Origin of the sequence: Neobacillus thermocopriae (assembly GCF_010975035.1) — a bacterium.
Classification (GTDB): domain Bacteria; phylum Bacillota; class Bacilli; order Bacillales; family Cytobacillaceae; genus Neobacillus; species Neobacillus thermocopriae.
In genome coordinates, this window is the sequence record NZ_JAAIUV010000001.1 from 154,522 (window position 1) to 171,754 (window position 17,233).

Below are 17,233 nucleotides of genomic sequence, written 5' to 3' on the forward strand. Positions count from 1 at the left end.
TGGATAAGCTTATTTATAGTCTGTAAACATGTATCTTGTATCGGTGAATGAGTGTCATGTTAGGCCGTTTCGCCGATAAACCAATAAAACCAATAGAAGTATAGTCTCTGTTCTTCCTTTCCATTAATTACACGTTCCGTGCGGACTCGGACAGCCCCTTGTTTCTTTCTCCACCTGGATAGTGCTATGTTCTATGTGAAATTCATCGTGAAGAATTTTTTGCGATTGAGCTAAAATTTCATCATGTTGTGCTTCATCAGCAATCGTGATATGGCAACTTAAAACTGGATAACCGGAAGTAATTGTCCAGATGTGCAAGTCATGTACTTCCTTCACGAATGGTATACGGCCAAGCGCAGCCTTCACTTGATTCATATCAATCTGCGTCGGCGCCCCCTCCATCAACACATGAAAAGAATCCTTTGTCACTCGGTATCCACTAATTAAAATTAATACGGCAACAATGATACTAGCTATCGGGTCAGCGATTCCCCAGTCAAAAAACATAATGAATAAAGAAGCAATAATCGCTCCAAAAGAACCAAGCATATCACCAAGCACATGTAAGAAAGCACTTCTGACATTTAGGTTCTCATCCTTATCCCCACTCATCAGAATCCAGGCTGCCACGATGTTCACCAATAAACCTGTCACAGAAATCATTAACATCCCCATACTTTGAATTTCCGGAGGATGGAAAAATCGTACTATAGCTTCGTACAATATATAAATGGAAATGAGTATCAGAGTTAACCCATTTAAAGCGGCAGCAATAATTTCAAACCGTTTATAGCCATATGTTTTTTCCTGAGAAACTTGTTTTTCACCAAGCTTAATCGCGAAAAAACTCAATCCTAAAGCAGCCGCGTCACTTAGCATATGACCTGCATCTGATAATAGTGCCAAGCTATTGGTTAACAATCCTCCGATCACTTCGACCACCATAAATGACGCAATTAAGATGAAGGAACTCAATAAAGCTTTTTTATTACTCGTATGAGCATGCCCATGTGAGTGGCCGTGATGATGCCCATGTGAATGACCATGATGATGATGGTGCCCCATGTAATCCCCCCTATAAAACCTTTTTCTTTCTCTCTTTTTAATAGATGTAAACCGAAAAAATTCCATTAAAACTAGTTTCTTCGAATACAACCAATTTTATAAAAGATCTATTGCTTCATTCAAATCTTCATTTGATTATATGATATTCAAATAGATGTTTGATTGTCAATAAAGAGCCACCCTTTATTTAAGTTTATTTTTATTTATTTGAATTTTTTATATAAAATTATTGACCTGAAAATTTCTAATGTTAAAATATAATCAAAAGTTTGTTTTATAAACAAAAGTTTATTAAAGGTAGATGTTTTGAAAGGGGGGGAAATTTTTTGCGTAATCAATTGACAGAGAATGAACAATGGATACTCGAATTCATACGAAAAAACCCCTATATTTCTCAACAGGAGTTAGCGCAAAAGTTGGGGTTATCCCGGCCCACCATTGCTAATCTGATTTCGGGGTTAATGAAAAAAGGACACATTTTAGGTAGGGCCTATATATTAAATGAAACCCAACCAGTTATTTGTATCGGCGGAGCAAATGTGGATCGAAAATTCCACATCAAAGACAAAGTCCAACTAGGGACTTCTAATCCGAGTTATGTCACACAAACTGCCGGCGGAGTGGCACGAAATATCGCTGAAAATCTAGGACGGCTCGGGTTGCCCGTATCCCTCCTCACGGCATGTGGAGCTGATAAAGAATGGTCCATCATTGAAGAGGCGTCTGCTCTTTATATGAATTTGGAAACGGTTAACCAATTCCCTGAAAAATCAACCGGTTCTTACACAGCCGTTTTAGATGAAAACGGAGAACTCGTCATCGCGTTAGCAGATATGGATATCTATGATGCCATTACACCTGATTTACTATTGAAATATGAAGCCATTTTAAGTCGCTCCAAATGTATTGTGGCGGATTTAAACTGTCCAAAAGATACTATTCAATTTTTATGCCATTTTTCCAAAAATCATCATTTACCCCTAGTGATTGTCCCTGTATCCTCCCCAAAGATGAGAAGGCTGCCATGTGATTTGCATGGGGTGACTTGGTTGATTACCAATCGGGATGAAACGGAGACGTACTTTCAATCCGAAATCAAAAACGAGGAAGATTGGAAACAAGCGGTAGAAAATTGGCTATCCATTGGTGTAGCCAATGTCATTATTACTAATGGAAAAAAGGGTTCTATGATTGGGAATAAAGAGGAAGGAATATTCTATGTTCCTGCTGTGGAAACAAGCCACATCGTGGATGTGACAGGAGCTGGAGATGCGTTCTCTGCAGCAGTAATTTACTCTTGGCTAGAAGGAAAATCCTTTATAGATATTGCTAAAGCTGGAAGCATCAATGCATCAAAAACACTCCAATCCCCTTATACCGTTAGGCAAGATTTATCTGCTACACAACTACAAAAAGATTTGGAGGAACTGTCATGAAACAGTATTTATTTTTTTCAGAAGAAGTAAGCGCTACCAAAAAACAAGGTAAACCTATTGTTGCCCTAGAATCTACCATTATCTCGCACGGAATGCCTTATCCGCAAAATGTTCAAACGGCTCGAGAAGTGGAACAAATCATCCGTGACCATGGAGCGGTTCCGGCAACCATTGCCATCATGGATGGTAAAATAAAAATCGGTTTATCTGATGACGAGCTGGAGATGTTCGGGAAAAGCAAAGAGGTAGCAAAGGCTTCCAGACGTGACTTAGCTTACTTACTTGCGACGAAAAAACTCGGCGCCACCACCGTAGCTGCAACAATGATTTGCGCTGAATTAGCAGGGATTTCTATCTTCGTCACCGGAGGGATTGGCGGAGTTCACCGTGGTGCAGAAACAACGATGGATATTTCCGCAGACTTGGAGGAATTAGCTCAAACAAATGTCGCTGTCATTTGTGCAGGGGCCAAATCCATTTTGGATTTAGGATTAACGATGGAATATCTTGAAACAAAAGGTGTACCGGTAATTGGCTATCAAACCGACGTTCTTCCAGCCTTCTTCACACGAACAAGTGAATTTCCACTCCATTTGCGGGCGAATCATGTGGATGAAATTGCCTCCACTTTAAAAGTAAAATGGGATTTAGGACTCAATGGCGGTGTTGTCATTGCAAACCCTATTCCAAAAGAACATGCCATGGAAGAAAAATTTATTAACAAGATCATTGAATCAGCCTTAAAAGAAGCGGAAGAACGCCATATGACCGGTAAAGATGTAACACCTTTCTTACTTGCAAAAGTAAAAGAATTAACAGAAGGCAAAAGCTTAGAAGCAAACATTGCCTTAGTAAAAAACAACGCCGTTCTTGGTGCCCAACTCGCTGTCAAATTTCACTCAATGAAAGCTTAAATCAAAAGAGATCAATCTATATTTTGAGATTGATCTCTTTTCTTTTCATAATATAAGTGAAATTTTAAGCGCTTCCCCCACGGCTAGAAATCTCCTCTGAATGTTCAAAAGCAAGATGAATCAATTGTTTTACATGATCATCATCTAGGGAATAATAAACAAGCTTCCCTTCTTTTCGATATTTGGCAAGACCAAGATTCTTTAAATGGCGGAGATGATGAGAGGCAGTCGCCGTCGTAGCTCCAACGATTTGAGCCACATCACACACACAAAGCTCCTCTTCCAGTGTGAGGGCATAGGCAATTTTCATTCTTGTGACATCAGATAACGCTTTAAATAGCTTGGTCACTTCAAGAATTTGGCTGTTTTGGGCAATTTCCTGCTTAACGCGGACGGTTTTTTCACGATCAACACAGGTTACCTCACATATATCATGATTTTTCATACCTGCACCTTCTCCATTCAACGATTTGTTTACTTTCTATCATATTCAAACATATGTTTGAATGTCAATGAATAAGGAAAAGACAAACATGTATGTACCGGATAAAATTCAGCTTTACTAGTTTTCTTTAAATAGCAAATCTAAATCAAAAACCCACCTATTTATTTTACTATTATGAATATTTATTAAGCTATTGCCAGAAGAAAAGTTATCGTCTTATAATAGAAATACATTTTAGTTTGATAAAGTGATAAAGTAATAATGAAATAAAGGGAGCTCATTAATATGAAACGTTTAATAGGAATGATTTTTATAATAACTGCATTTTTCACTCTATTAACAGGGTGCTCCTCAGAAAAAACGAATGATAAAGAGGATAACACTTTAATTATAGGTATTGATGATAAATTTGCACCAATGGGATTTAGAGACGAAAACAATCAAATTGTTGGCTTTGACATTGATTATGCCAAAGCGGCCGCTGAAAAAATGGGTAAGAAAGTGAAATTCCAACCGATTGACTGGAAAACAAAAGAAGCTGAGCTTTCTAGTGGCCGAATTGATCTTATTTGGAATGGTTACACGATTACGGATGAACGGAAAAAGAAAGTGCTTTTCACTAAGCCTTATTTAAAAAATGCCCAAGTGATCGTGACACTCAACGATTCCAATATCAAAAAACTAGATGATCTGAAAGGGAAAGTAGTTGGGCTTCAGTCCCTTTCTTCTGCAGCCGATGCTTTAGACGAATCACCAATTAAAGAAAAAATCAAAACCGTTACCGAATTTGCTGATAATATCCAAGCATTGACTGACTTAAAGAGCGGCCGGTTGGATGCGGTTATCATCGACGAGGTAGTGGCCAATTACTATATGACAAAAGAAAAAGAAACGTTTAAAGTACTCGATGAATCCCTCTCCCCTGAAGAATATGGAATTGGGGTGAAGAAAGGGAATGAGGAATTGTTGAATAAGCTTCAAAAAGCACTAGATGAGCTAAATGAAGACGGCACTGCCGCTAAAATTTCGAAAAAATGGTTTGGTAAGGACAAAGTATTAAATTAATATAGTTCAAAACAGGATTTCCTATGGAAACCCTGTTTTGTTTTTGGAGGTAGTCATGATGTCTATGGATAATTTTATGACGATGCTGAAACCGATGCTCGAAGGGGCGCAAATGACCGTCCTGTTATTTTTCATCGCGATCATTGCATCCATTCCGCTCGGATTTTTAATAACACTAGCTGTCAGAAGTAACTTCAAGCCATTATCTTGGTTTGCTCATGGTTATATTTATATCATGCGAGGAACACCACTTTTGCTTCAACTATTACTCATTTGTTTCGGTCTGCCAATGCTTCCAGTTGTAGGTGAATATTTGGTCTTGGATCGTTTTGTGGCCGCATGTTTAGGTTTTATTCTTAATTATGCCGCTTATTTTGCAGAAATCTTCCGCGGTGGTTTATTGGCCATCGATAAAGGACAATATGAAGCAGCCCAAGTTTTGGGATTGAATAAATGGCAAACGACGACACGGATTATCTTGCCACAAATGTTTCGCATTGCCCTTCCAGCTGTAACGAATGAATCAGTAACACTAGTGAAAGATACCGCGCTATTATATGCTGTAGCTGTACCGGAGTTGCTACATTATGCACAAACGGCTGTTAACCGTGATTTTACTATTTTTCCATTCTTTGTTGCTGGGGTGATCTATCTTTTCATGACACTTATCATTTCGATGAGCTTTAAATGGATGGAAAGACGGTTTAAATTTGAATAATTGGAGTGTTGAATATGGCGATCATCGAAGTATCCAATTTAAAAAAATCATATGGGCAATTGGATGTGTTGAAGCAAATTACTTTTGATGTCGATAAAAATGATGTGGTGGCGATTATCGGCCCGTCCGGTTCTGGAAAAAGTACGATGCTTCGCAGTCTCGTTCATCTTGAAAAAGTGGACGGCGGTAGCATCACAGTAGCTGGCGATTCTCTAGTAAAGGACGGCATTTACGCTAGCCCGCAAGAGATTAAGAAAATAACCACTAAAATGGGGATGGTTTTTCAACATTTTAACCTTTTTCCTCATTTGACGGTACGAGAAAATTTGGAAATCGCTCCTAAAATGGTGAAAAAGGAGTCAGCGACCATCATACGTGAACGAAGCAGCCAACTTCTTGAAAAAATAGGTCTGATTAACTGGGCGGATGCTTACCCTGCCAAGCTTTCCGGAGGACAAAAGCAGCGTGTGGCAATTGCCCGGGCACTCATGATGAATCCTGATATTCTGTTGTTCGATGAACCAACTTCAGCCTTGGATCCGGAATTAACTGGCGAAGTATTGCAAGTCATGAAAGGTCTTGCCGAGGAACATATGACGATGATTGTCGTAACACATGAAATGGGGTTTGCAAAAGAAGTGGCCAATCGTGTGATCTTCATGGATAATGGAGAAATCATTGAATCCGGTCATCCAACGGAATTATTTGAAAATCCACAGTTTGAACGGACAAAAGCATTTTTAAATCGGAGTTTGAAATAAATTTTCACTCTAAGTACGATTAGTATTTATACTCCCTATCAAAACAGTGAAATCAATATGAAATGACCTAAGCGGCTTTAGCTCTATCTTCCATAGGGTTAAGGCCGTTTAATCGTTTTAAATAGAATGGTGATTTTAACAACCTAAATCGAATGATGTTGTTCCACTTTCAGAACGATGTCTTACTAATCCCTCAAAAGAATGCCCTGTAGAGCACATTGCCTGCAAATGAAATCTATATAAATCACCCTTAATATTATAAATGTTACCAACTAAAGCAAAATGGTTCAAAAGAATATCGTTACGAAATACCGGAATAATAAAATCGAATTTACCATTTCAATTTGGAGGTATAACAGTGTATTTCTATAAAGAAGATTTAATTAATCCTATTATTCCGGATGAGCCTGATCCAGCTGCAGCTAAAGTTCTTCAAGAAGTATTAGGTGGACGTTTTGGTGAAATGAGAACAATGATGCAGTTCTTTTTTCAAAGCTCCAATTTTCGGGGGCCAGCCAAAGAATTTCGAGACTTAATTAGAGGCATTTTCCTAGAAGAAATTAGTCATGTTGAACTTGTTCAATCGACCATTAATCAACTATTAAATGGGTCAGGCGAACCAGGAGTTGGTAATCAAGGAACAACAGGTGCACCATTAGAGGAGGCAACCGCCCATTCCAACCCACATCATTTTATTATGGGGGCTCAAGCCTCTCTTCCAGTCGATGCTGCTGGACTCCCTTGGCAAGGTAGTTATGTGTATAGCCACGGAAATTTAATTACCGATCTCCTTGATAATCTTGTGTTAGAATCAACAGGAGTTTTACAAAAAACAAGGATTTATGAAATGAGTTCCAATAAAGCGTTTAGAGAAACACTAGCGTTCCTAATTGTTCGGGACAATGCTCATCAAAATGCTTATGCAAAAGCTTTAGAAAAGTTAGGCGTAAATTGGGCAAAAATCTTTCCTGTTCCGAATTATGATATCAATAAATATCCTGAATGTAGGAAATATGTTGAAATGGGATACAATAATGTGTTATTTAATTTCAGACTGGATGAAACACGAATGGCTGAAATATTCCAAGGCGAATCTCCAAGCAGAAGTTCAGGGCAGTTAAGTGTGGTAGGACCACCACAAGGAGCTCCAGTTCCAGTCCTTCCAGAAATGCCAAACGAGCATAGTCCAGGACTGTCTGATCTAAATGAATAATCATCTAAGAGGGATCCAATATGTCCTTTTATAATGATTAAACTAATAAAACAGATTGTACATTATTTCCTAAAATAAAGAGAGCTCGACGATTCGTCGAGCTCGATGCAGAATAGCCTAATCAAGTATCATTTATCCTGTTTTCTTATCATATTTCCTCTGATCCTGAACGAAAAGGATTCCTAGTTCGTGATGATCCCCATCAAAGAGGGCGCGCTGCTCAAAACGAATTTCCCCGTTTGTGTCAAGGACTTCGAGTTTGCAATGAGCTCGGTTTTTTTGGAGAGCCTCGTAAAATGTAGATTCATCATGAACCTTCATCCCATTCACCTTCGCAATGATTTCACCGACTTTTAGTCCCATTTTATTGGCTGGCGAACCTGGGATAATTCCAATAATCATTAATCCTTGATTCTTTTTCGAAAAATAAAATGGTCTATTTTCGTCCTTTAAGTAAGCCATTAACGTGATCATTTCACGTCCAATGACGGCCAGTGCTGCCACCACAATCGAGATAAGCGGATACCAGTAGCCAGCAATGGATAGTAAAGTGATAAGCCCGCCTAAAAATATGACCTGTCTTCCGTGTTGTTGAATAGCTACAGTTGGAAGCATTCCCTTCACTTGCTGATGAAATCCAATGGCAAATGGAACAAGAATAAGAGAATACTCTTTTTCCCCTAAATGAAACACTGGCCACCAGTCAATAGATAGCTGGAGAGCCTTACCCGGAATTAACAAAAACATGGGCAACATCCAAAGCCGTTTCACTTCATGCACTCCAATCATTTGACCGCGTTTACTTTTGATCAGTTTAGGAGACGTTCCAATTCCTCCATTTTTCGCAATCAACATTCCTTCAGCTATTAATAATAAACCGAGGACAATCACAATGGAAGGGTAGATCTTCTCATCGATTTTTTCAAAAACATGAGATAATAGAGGTATGTTCCATTTTGTTTCAGCTAAAAAAATTACAGTAAAAAATGCCCCTCCGACTGTATAGGCCGGTGAAATCCAACGTACATTTGTGGTAAGGGAGAGCAAGAAAGTAAAGGCAGCTATCAGTAAGATCGCCGCAAACGGAATCGTCACACCGATGGCAACAACGATAATTGAAAGCGTCAAACCAATATAAATCCCATGTGGGAGCAACTGCCGGAGCTCAAAATACGCATCCTCTGCCCGTATATGGAAATTTTTTCTCTCACGTTTTACCCTCATGACCCCTAAAATTCCTGCAAGGAAAAAGAGATAGTATAAAACGGGGTTAAGAAAGAATTTGCCTGTCCCTTTAAGAAGCTCCACAAGCCATATTTGCACCAATACAGTCACCTACCTCTATCATTCATTTCTAGTAATTTTCTATAAAAGTCTCTAAATTTTATTTTACCATAAAATATTGAACTAGTTTCTAGTAATATGTTAAAAGTCTATTTTACTTGACATGTATTGGAATAGCAGATGTTTCAAAAATAAATTCCTGTTTAATGATAGAGGGATCCCCATTCACAAAAGAGCAAGAATCTCGAAATTTGTTGATATTTCCGCGGAAATGATCATATTTTGTAAAAAAAAGAGCAGTGAATGGCTTTCCCATTCAACTGCTCCTTTCTACATGCAATTATTTAGCCACCAATCTTAATGCAGCCTGTAGCTGAAGGTCGTTTTTCTCCTTCTTCATTTCATTCATGGCTGCTGTCTCGAGCTTGGCCGCTGTTTTAGCATCAATTTTCCCTGTTACAAGAAGATGATGATTTTGCTGAAAGACTTTGACGGCATCCACTGTTTCTTCACTAAAATATCCATCTGTTCGTCCCGGACCTAAACCTAAGGCTTCTAAAATCTCTTGGGCATTTTTCACTTGCTCATTATTCATGTCCTGTTCCAGTGGCTCCTCTACCTGAAGGGGATGGGTAGAAAAGATTTTTGGCTGAGAAACCTTCACATCTGGCTTAATACCTTTTTGGTGAATCCAGTTTCCATTAGGTGTAAGCCATTTAAATAAGGTAAGTTTGATGTTACTACCATCCTCCATTGGCATAGCTTGCTGAACTGTCCCTTTTCCAAAAGTTTTTTCCCCAACAATCTGATAGCCAGCTGCCTCTTGGAGGGCCCCTGCTAATATTTCTGAAGCAGAGGCACTGCCCTTGTTAACAAGGACTGCTACCGGATATTTCTTTTTCTCGGAAAGACTTGAGAAAAATCGTTGTTTTTTTCCATCTCGTTTCTCAATTTGAACGTATGGCTTATCATTTGGGACAAATTCCTTTAAGATCTCTTCTACGCTATATAATAGACCACCGGGATTTCCGCGTACATCAATAATCAACCCTTTAATATGATCATTTTCCAATGCCTTTAATTGCTTTTTAAAATCGGCGGCGGTATTTTCGGAGAAGGAAGTGATTTCAATATAGCCAATCTTTTTCCCATCATATTTTTTTACATCTGAATGAACCGTTTCAAGTGGAATTTTATCGCGCTTCACCTTAAAAGTTAGAGGCTCCTTTAAACCTTTCCGAGCAATTTCGATTGTAACCGTTGTTCCTTTTTTCCCGCGTATTTTTGACGTGGCCTTATTCAAATCAAGTCCTTCCACACTTTTTCCATTTATTTTTACAATTTCATCATTTGGCTTAATCCCTGCCTTTTCAGCTGGTGAATTTTTGAATGGAGAAATGATGACAATTTTTCCATCCACCATGCCTACCTCTGCACCAATTCCTTCAAAAGAAGATTCTAATGTTTGTGTAAATTGCTTGGTGGTTTCCTTGTCCATATAGACGGAATAAGGATCCTTTAATGCGGAAAGCATGCCTTGAATCGCACCTTCAATCAACTTTTCCTGTTCTACCTGTTCCACATATCGATTGAGTATTAATTCATAGGCCTGCTCAACCTTCTCGAGATCATCCGTTTCAACTTCTGAATTAGCCGATTTACTGGCAGGAACTAGCGCTTGTTCTAGCTGGGTATGATTCCCCCTTTTCTCCTCCATTACTTTCATTCCTGCATAGGTTCCCCCTGCTCCGGTTAATAGCGAGCCGGCCATAAGGATTGCTATCCATTTTCGTTCCATTTTATTATCCCCCTGTAAAATGCCTTTATTGATTGTAGAGAAAGGCACAAATTCCTGCTTGATTATTAAGATATATGATGGGGGTGGACGAGTTATGATAGGCGTTATCTTTCTTGGCTAATAAAAAATAGCCTTATGAAGGCTATTTTTCTATTGGTCACGAGATTTAAAACTATCCCTCTTGATCAGATGGTTCAACTAATTTTATATTTCTCTCCCTCCATTCATGAAACCTATATGGAAAACTAGACTTATCATTATTAATAACCACAAAAACAAAAAAGGCTGCCTCCTATTGAGACAACCTCTTTCTTTTTAATCCATTATGGTAGTGGAACAATTCCCACTGGATTGATAGCATTTCGTTTGTCTGGTGTCCATGGCCCTTTATGAAGTTCGAAATGAAGATGCTGTCCTCTAGATCGGCCTGTATTCCCCATAGTCCCTATTTTTTGGCCTTTCTTGACTGTCGCACCACTTCCCACTGCAAGCGATGACATATGAGCATAAACCGTTGTATAAACCTGTCCATTTATAGAATGAGAGAGAAAAATACAATTTCCATAAGTAGTAGAATAGTAAGCTCTTATCACAACACCATCAGCAGCAGCAAGAATCGGAACACTTGCCCCATTAGCAATATCTACGCCGTCATGTCGTCCAGCACTACGGTACCCAAATCCGGAACTAACATAACCTGTAGCAGGCTGTGTCCATACTCCGCTAGATACGTTCGGTGCACTTCCACTACCACCACCGCTCGATACTTTCGGAGCATTTCCACTGCTTGCAATAGTACTGCTTTGAGTTGTACGGCTTTTTGCTGCAGCAGCTGCTGCCGCCGCCTTAGCCTGACGCTCTTGTTCTTGTTTAATTGCTTTTTGGATAGCCGCTTCTTGAATAGCAAGAAGTTTTTCCTGCTCTTTCAAATCCATCATATGACTGTGTTCTTCTTCCTCTTGTTGGACAAGTTGAGCCATCAACTGATCCTTTTCTGCTCGTTCCGCATTTAATTGTTTCTTCATGCTCTCTAATTCGGCAACCATCTTTTCCAAGCTTGCCAATTCTTTTTTCACTTGAAGCTGTGTGGCTTCAAGCTCATTTTTGTCTGCCTCATGCTGCTTTAAAATATCCTGGTCTGCCTGCATGAATGTGGCTACTGCACTTGCCCGTTCAATAAAATCACTGAAACTTGTGGACCCCAGCAATACGTCTAAGTAATTAATCCCCAACCCATTTTCTTGATAGCTACGGACACGTTCCTTTAATAAAATATTACGTTTTTCAATACGATCCTTAAGCTCCTCTATTTTCGCTTGAAGCTTAGTAATCTCATCTTTGGTAGTCGCGATTTTTGCGGTTTTCTCTTCAATTTGCTTTGTTGTTTCACTGATTTCTTTATCAAGGGACTGGATTTCGTTTTTTACATTGGTTTGTTGATTTTTAATCTCACTTAGTTTTTCAGTCGATTCCTTAATGTTTGAATGAACATCAGATCGCTGGCTTTGAATTTTGTTTTGCTGTTCTTTCAAGCTAGAAATGGAAGCTGCCTCTGTCTGAATCGCAAATCCTCCAATAACTGTCCCCATTCCAACCGTTGCAGCAACAGCTAGTGAAATAGCTTGTTTCTTCATTCCGATTTTTCCTCCATTTCCCTTAATAATTATGTATTTTGTAAGAATTACTATGTATGTTCTAAAATGACAAAAAATCTTGTATTCAATGAAATCAGGAAGGAGATTGAGGGACTCCTTCCTGATTTTTCATTAAACCTTTAAGAATTTTCGAACCGACATCATACTTCCCCAAATACCAATCAATGCCCCCATTAACAGAAGCAATCCAGAAAGCTGATACACAAACGGGCTAAACGGTAGCACCTCAATAAAGGTACCAGTAAGCTTAGGTTTGAGATAATCATAAGCACGATAATAAGCAATAGAAATTAGAACAATTGGAAGGATGGAACCTAGTACACCAAGCAATAGGCCTTCAAGGAAGAACGGCCATCGAATAAACCCATTTGTCGCCCCTACCAATCTCATAATCTTAATTTCTTTTCTTCTAGCAATAATCGTGATTTTAATTGTATTAGATATAAGGAAAACGGCTGTAAAGAATAAGCCAAGGATTAATACGATTCCAACATTTCGGCTCGCATTAATAAATTTAAATAGCTTTTCGACTTTACCTTGTCCGTATTTTACTTTTGCCACATAGGTGAAACTTTCCACCTTTTTCGCAACCTTCATTGTATCATTCGGCTTCTTTGTTTTTACAATAAAGACATCATTAAGCGGATTATCTTGTTCAAAAAGCTTAAATGCCTTTCCTTCTTCTCCCATGCTCTTAACCAAGGCATCTAATTCCTGCTCTTTGGAAGAGAACGTAACACTTTTCACCTCTGGAATGGCTTCAAGTTGGGCTTTCAGTGAGTCTTGATTTTCTTTTGTCGCCGCCACGTCAATATGAACGCGGATTTCCACATCTTCTTCCACTGTTTCTGCTACCCTATTTAAATTCATCATGATGACGAAAAAGACACCTACTAAAATGAGAGTAACGGTAACGGCACTAACCGATGCAAAAGTCATCCAGCCATTTCTCCCGATACTTTTGATACTTTCACGGGCGTGACGGCCAATCGTTCTAATTTTCATAACCGTATTCACCTCTATGCTCATCACGCACAATTCTTCCATCTTCAATAGCAATGACGCGATGTTTTAATGTATTTACGATTTCCTTGTTATGAGTAGCCATAACAACGGTGGTTCCTCTAGCATTGATTTCTTCAAATAGTTTCATAATCTCCCAAGACGTTTCTGGATCTAAGTTTCCTGTAGGCTCGTCGGCAATCACGACTCTTGGTGAGTTCACAATCGAACGGGCGATGGATACACGTTGTTGCTCACCACCAGAAAGCTCGGAAGGAAACATTTTAATTTTATGCTTTAAGCCGACAAGGTCAAGAACTTCCATGACGCGTTTCTTGATAAACTTCGGCTGAGCTTCAATAACCTCTAAGGCAAATGCCACATTTTCATAGACTGTTAGATTAGGAAGTAGTTTAAAGTCCTGAAACACGACACCAATATTACGTCGAAAGATTGGAACTTTACTCATTTTTAGTTTGGCAATATTAACGCCATTTATCGTAATCGTCCCTGATGTCGGAACCTCTTCCCGATACATCATTTTAATAAATGTCGATTTCCCTGCACCACTTGGGCCAACGACATAAACAAACTCTCCGGGGTTAATTTTTACATCAATACCATTAATAGCTGAAACACCATTCGGGTATTTTTTAAATACTCCTTGCATTTCTATCATTTATATCACCTATCGTATTAGTTTCAAATCAGAAGATTCGACAATATTTGCAAAAAATGCCATAACAAATATACGCATAATTCAACATGCTATTATTATAACATCAACATTCGTCAAAAAAAGTGGTAAAAATATTACAGTTTCTTTTCAAAGAATACAAACAATGACTGATTATACCATAATTAGCAAAATTGGCTAGAGATTTGTCGAATTTAGAAAAGCGTACCCCCTGGTCAGCGGATGTATGTCCTCCTCCCAAAAGCTATCGCTTTCCGTCGTGCGATGTGGATGCTGCCGGAGCTTTCCTTGTAGAGCTCACCAACTGAGTTAGAGGAAACACGGTGAGCCGATTGGCAAGTTGATGTTGACTTATCGGAGGGCGGAGAGTGTAGGCGTCTCGCCATAGGGGCTGGAGCTAGACAGTGATCGAAGTCGATAAATAATTTTATAAAAGAGAAAAACGCTCTGTGTTCCTCACAGAGCGTTGATAAAAATGATTACTTTTTAGCAGATAACCAGTCTGCTACTTGTTCAGCATCATCACCAGTTACAACGTTTGGTGGCATCGCACCTTTCCCGTTCTCAATGATGCCAAGGATTTCATCTTTAGAATACTTCGATCCTACTTTTGTTAAGTCAGGACCCATTCCTCCTGTTAAATCACCGCCATGGCAGCTGGAGCATTTTTGATCATAAATCTTTGCTCCTTCACTGGCAGAAGCCGTTTCATCTCCGCCTCCATTACCATTTCCATTATCATCTCCACCGCCACATGCAGCAAGACCCATTGTTAAAGTTGTTCCCAATAAAAAGGTAAGCCATTTCTTTTTCATTTATTAAATCCTCCCAAATGAAAATAATCCCACCAGTGTTATTGTATACCAGTCTTAGGCTTTTTTAAATCCCTCCCCTAGTACTTCTGCCGCGTCCATAACAATGACAAATGCAGATGGATCAAGGGATTTAACCAATTGTTTCAATTTTGTGAACTCCGTTTGATCGACTACACACATTAACACTGGACGTTCATGGTCCGTAAATCCGCCATATGCTGATAGTTTTGTCACACCACGGTCAATTTTATTCAGGATACCCTCACGAATTTCTTCCTGTTTATTCGTAATAATCATCGCCATTTTGGAACGGCCGAAACCAACCTGAATAAGATCAATGGTTTTGCTTGTTACATAAAGGGCAATTAAGGCATATAAAGCTTTTTCAATATCAAAAACGACAGCAGCAGTCAACACAATGAGACCATCAATCATGACCACACATCGGCCAAGGCTAAATCCTGTGTACTTATTGATGATCTGCGCTGCAAGGTCAGTCCCTCCAGTTGATCCTTTTCCTCGAAAAACAATTCCGAGACCAATCCCTACTCCAATGCCACCGAATAATGCGCCTAGCAAGGCATCATGAGTCCACGGTTGCCATCCTTTTGTTAAGAAAACTACAAACGGCAAAAACACTGTTCCTACCAATGTCTTCACGCCAAATTGTTTTCCTAATAAAATCACTCCAGCAATAAATAAAGGAATATTAAATGCCCATTGGACATAGGCAGGTTCAAAGCCAAAAACAGCCTTTAAAATCGTACTAATACCGCTCACACCACCGGAAGCAACTTGGTTTGGAAGCAAAAAAACATTAAAGGCTATCGCTATAATGGCCGAACCGATTAGCACTAGAAGATAATCAACAACAATCCTTGTTCTTGGATAGCTTTCAGTTAAATGGTTCAACATATTCATCGATGATACTCCTATTTCCTCTTATTATTCATTTATTTCCGTTCATCGAGTGAGAGTATAGCATGAGTAAAAAATGGTGTAAATGGCAATGGTCTAATGTATTAAAGGGATAAATTTATATTTAGCATGAACAGCCGATACTGTTTTCATAAGGTTTGTTTATTCGTACAGATCAAGAGAATAGGCAAACTTTTTAATATTGGTTATCCTTTTATATATTTTTAAATGTCATCCATTTCCCTTCCACTCTAACAAAAAAACCTTTGCTGTTTTACTCCAGCAAAGGTTTTTTTTCATGGGATTATGAAATTCTTGAGCGCAAGTATGCGTTAATAAACAGGTCAATATCTCCATCCATTACGGCTTGAACATTACCGGTTTCAGCACCTGTCCGATGGTCTTTGACCATAGAATATGGATGGAAGACATAAGAACGAATTTGGCTTCCCCAACCAATTTCCTTTTGCTCCCCGCGAATTTCCGCTAGCGCTTTTTCCTTTTCTTCCATTTCCCGTTGATAAAGCTTGGCTTTTAACATATTCATGGCCCGTTCACGGTTTTGAATCTGAGACCGCTCCGTTTGACATGCAACAACGATACCTGTCGGGATATGCGTAATCCGTACAGCCGATTCGGTTTTATTGACGTGCTGTCCACCGGCACCGCTTGAACGGTACGTATCAATTTTTAAATCCTCAGAACGGATCTCAATTTCAATTTGTTCATTAAATTCCGGCATGACATCACAGGAAACAAATGAAGTATGACGTCGACCAGAAGCATCAAATGGGGAAATTCGCACCAATCGATGAACCCCTTTTTCTGCCTTCAAATACCCATAAGCATTATGGCCTTTAATGGCAAGGGTAACACTTTTGATCCCTGCTTCATCTCCCGGAAGATAATCCAAGGTCTCTACTTTAAAGCCCTTTTTCTCTGCCCAGCGGACATACATGCGAAGTAGCATCGAGCCCCAGTCTTGCGATTCCGTTCCGCCCGCACCTGGATGTAGCTCCAATATCGCATTATTTTTATCATACTCTCCACTTAAAAGGAGCTGTAATTCAAATTGATTTAATCGTTCCGTCAACTGCCCAAGTTCCTCTTCCAGCTCTGCTTGCAGTTCTGCATCGTTTTCTTCTTTTACAAGCTCATAAGTCACATCAAGATTCTCGTACATTTCATTCAGTTTATAAAATTCTTGAACTTGATCCTTCAAGCTGTTTGCCTCACTAATAATCGATTGGGCCGCCTGCTGGTCATTCCAAAAATCAGGTTGCAGCATAATATCCTCTAATTCGGCAATCCTGGCTTCCTTGTTTTCGAGGTCAAAGAGACCCCCTAAAATCCGCTAATTTCTTAGCTGTTTTTTCAAGTTCATTACGAATTTCCGCTAATTCCATCTTCGTCACCTCTATTAAAGATAAACCTGCTTCATATTTTA

At 39.2% G+C, this 17,233-nt stretch carries 16 protein-coding genes; 6 read left to right on the forward strand and 10 right to left on the reverse strand.

What is annotated here, in order from left to right; genetic code table 11:
• Positions 1-123 precede the first annotated feature (123 nt).
• Positions 124-1,065 carry a cation diffusion facilitator family transporter gene (locus G4Z05_RS00855; RefSeq protein ID WP_163250014.1) on the reverse strand — a complete coding sequence of 314 codons (942 nt, stop codon included), beginning with the start codon at positions 1,063-1,065 and terminating at the stop codon, positions 124-126.
• Positions 1,066-1,391: 326 nt separating this feature from the next.
• Between G4Z05_RS00855 and G4Z05_RS00860 the strand changes: the two genes are divergently transcribed.
• Both G4Z05_RS00860 and G4Z05_RS00865 read left to right on the forward strand, forming a co-directional pair.
• A complete protein-coding gene (locus G4Z05_RS00860) occupies positions 1,392-2,501 on the forward strand; it encodes a carbohydrate kinase (protein WP_240465281.1) in 1,110 nt (369 codons plus the stop codon).
• The gene (locus G4Z05_RS00865) at positions 2,498-3,415 is read left to right on the forward strand and encodes a pseudouridine-5'-phosphate glycosidase (protein ID WP_163250015.1); all 918 of its coding nucleotides are present in this window, start codon (positions 2,498-2,500) and stop codon (positions 3,413-3,415) included. Before G4Z05_RS00860 ends, G4Z05_RS00865 begins: the two co-directional genes overlap by 4 nt.
• A 64-nt stretch (positions 3,416-3,479) precedes the next feature.
• Here the strand turns inward: G4Z05_RS00865 and G4Z05_RS00870 are convergent, their stop codons facing one another.
• Complete coding sequence (locus tag G4Z05_RS00870; protein ID WP_163250016.1) at positions 3,480-3,860, reverse strand: ArsR/SmtB family transcription factor; 381 nt, start codon at positions 3,858-3,860, stop codon at positions 3,480-3,482.
• 285 nt (positions 3,861-4,145) lie between these two features.
• Between G4Z05_RS00870 and G4Z05_RS00875 the strand changes: the two genes are divergently transcribed.
• The 4 genes from G4Z05_RS00875 (at position 4,146) to G4Z05_RS00890 (ending at position 7,617) form a co-directional block, all read left to right on the forward strand.
• On the forward strand, positions 4,146-4,925 hold the full coding sequence (locus G4Z05_RS00875; RefSeq protein ID WP_163250017.1) for an amino acid ABC transporter substrate-binding protein: 780 nt from the start codon (positions 4,146-4,148) through the stop codon (positions 4,923-4,925).
• Between the two features lie 58 nt (positions 4,926-4,983).
• Entirely contained in the window at positions 4,984-5,643 is a 660-nt protein-coding gene (locus tag G4Z05_RS00880; protein WP_163250018.1) for an amino acid ABC transporter permease, read from the forward strand.
• 14 nt (positions 5,644-5,657) lie between these two features.
• The gene (locus G4Z05_RS00885) at positions 5,658-6,404 is read left to right on the forward strand and encodes an amino acid ABC transporter ATP-binding protein (protein WP_163250019.1); all 747 of its coding nucleotides are present in this window, start codon (positions 5,658-5,660) and stop codon (positions 6,402-6,404) included.
• 358 nt (positions 6,405-6,762) lie between these two features.
• Entirely contained in the window at positions 6,763-7,617 is an 855-nt protein-coding gene (locus G4Z05_RS00890) for a manganese catalase family protein (RefSeq protein ID WP_163250021.1), read from the forward strand.
• 132 nt (positions 7,618-7,749) lie between these two features.
• Here G4Z05_RS00890 and G4Z05_RS00895 read toward each other — a convergent pair whose 3' ends face one another.
• The 8 genes from G4Z05_RS00895 to prfB form a co-directional block, all read right to left on the reverse strand.
• Complete coding sequence (locus tag G4Z05_RS00895; RefSeq protein WP_163250023.1) at positions 7,750-8,943, reverse strand: PDZ domain-containing protein; 1,194 nt, start codon at positions 8,941-8,943, stop codon at positions 7,750-7,752.
• Between the two features lie 298 nt (positions 8,944-9,241).
• Positions 9,242-10,699 (reverse strand): S41 family peptidase, encoded by a 1,458-nt coding sequence (locus G4Z05_RS00900; protein ID WP_163250025.1) that lies wholly within the window; start codon positions 10,697-10,699, stop codon positions 9,242-9,244.
• Positions 10,700-11,022: 323 nt separating this feature from the next.
• Complete coding sequence (locus tag G4Z05_RS00905; RefSeq protein ID WP_163250027.1) at positions 11,023-12,333, reverse strand: murein hydrolase activator EnvC family protein; 1,311 nt, start codon at positions 12,331-12,333, stop codon at positions 11,023-11,025.
• Between the two features lie 132 nt (positions 12,334-12,465).
• Positions 12,466-13,359, reverse strand: coding sequence for a permease-like cell division protein FtsX (gene ftsX / locus G4Z05_RS00910; RefSeq protein WP_163250029.1), 894 nt, complete (start codon positions 13,357-13,359; stop codon positions 12,466-12,468).
• Positions 13,349-14,035 carry a cell division ATP-binding protein FtsE gene (ftsE, locus tag G4Z05_RS00915; RefSeq protein WP_163250031.1) on the reverse strand — a complete coding sequence of 229 codons (687 nt, stop codon included), beginning with the start codon at positions 14,033-14,035 and terminating at the stop codon, positions 13,349-13,351. Before ftsE ends, ftsX begins: the two co-directional genes overlap by 11 nt.
• Positions 14,036-14,532: 497 nt before the next feature.
• Entirely contained in the window at positions 14,533-14,868 is a 336-nt protein-coding gene (gene cccB / locus G4Z05_RS00920) for a cytochrome c551 (protein WP_163250034.1), read from the reverse strand.
• A 54-nt stretch (positions 14,869-14,922) separates the two neighbouring features.
• Positions 14,923-15,783, reverse strand: a complete 861-nt coding sequence (locus G4Z05_RS00925; RefSeq protein WP_163250124.1) for a YitT family protein — start codon at positions 15,781-15,783, stop codon at positions 14,923-14,925.
• A gap of 307 nt (positions 15,784-16,090) precedes the next feature.
• Positions 16,091-17,192 (reverse strand): peptide chain release factor 2 gene (prfB, locus tag G4Z05_RS00930; RefSeq protein ID WP_163250036.1). Its coding sequence is split into 2 segments (ribosomal slippage): positions 16,091-17,119 and positions 17,121-17,192, totalling 1,101 coding nucleotides; the frame shifts between segments, so codons are not numbered across the junction.
• Positions 17,193-17,233 lie beyond the last annotated feature (41 nt).

Coding starts and splice junctions, on each gene's coding strand:
- G4Z05_RS00885 (WP_163250019.1), top strand. CDS start 5,658: ATGGCGATCATCGAAGTATCCAATTTAAAAAAATCATATGGGCAATTG.
- G4Z05_RS00905 (WP_163250027.1), bottom strand. CDS start 12,333: ATGAAGAAACAAGCTATTTCACTAGCTGTTGCTGCAACGGTTGGAATG.
- G4Z05_RS00865 (WP_163250015.1), top strand. CDS start 2,498: ATGAAACAGTATTTATTTTTTTCAGAAGAAGTAAGCGCTACCAAAAAA.
- G4Z05_RS00880 (WP_163250018.1), top strand. CDS start 4,984: ATGTCTATGGATAATTTTATGACGATGCTGAAACCGATGCTCGAAGGG.
- G4Z05_RS00855 (WP_163250014.1), bottom strand. CDS start 1,065: ATGGGGCACCATCATCATCATGGTCATTCACATGGGCATCATCACGGC.
- cccB (WP_163250034.1), bottom strand. CDS start 14,868: ATGAAAAAGAAATGGCTTACCTTTTTATTGGGAACAACTTTAACAATG.
- G4Z05_RS00875 (WP_163250017.1), top strand. CDS start 4,146: ATGAAACGTTTAATAGGAATGATTTTTATAATAACTGCATTTTTCACT.
- G4Z05_RS00870 (WP_163250016.1), bottom strand. CDS start 3,860: ATGAAAAATCATGATATATGTGAGGTAACCTGTGTTGATCGTGAAAAA.
- ftsE (WP_163250031.1), bottom strand. CDS start 14,035: ATGATAGAAATGCAAGGAGTATTTAAAAAATACCCGAATGGTGTTTCA.
- G4Z05_RS00900 (WP_163250025.1), bottom strand. CDS start 10,699: ATGGAACGAAAATGGATAGCAATCCTTATGGCCGGCTCGCTATTAACC.
- G4Z05_RS00925 (WP_163250124.1), bottom strand. CDS start 15,783: ATGTTGAACCATTTAACTGAAAGCTATCCAAGAACAAGGATTGTTGTT.
- ftsX (WP_163250029.1), bottom strand. CDS start 13,359: ATGAAAATTAGAACGATTGGCCGTCACGCCCGTGAAAGTATCAAAAGT.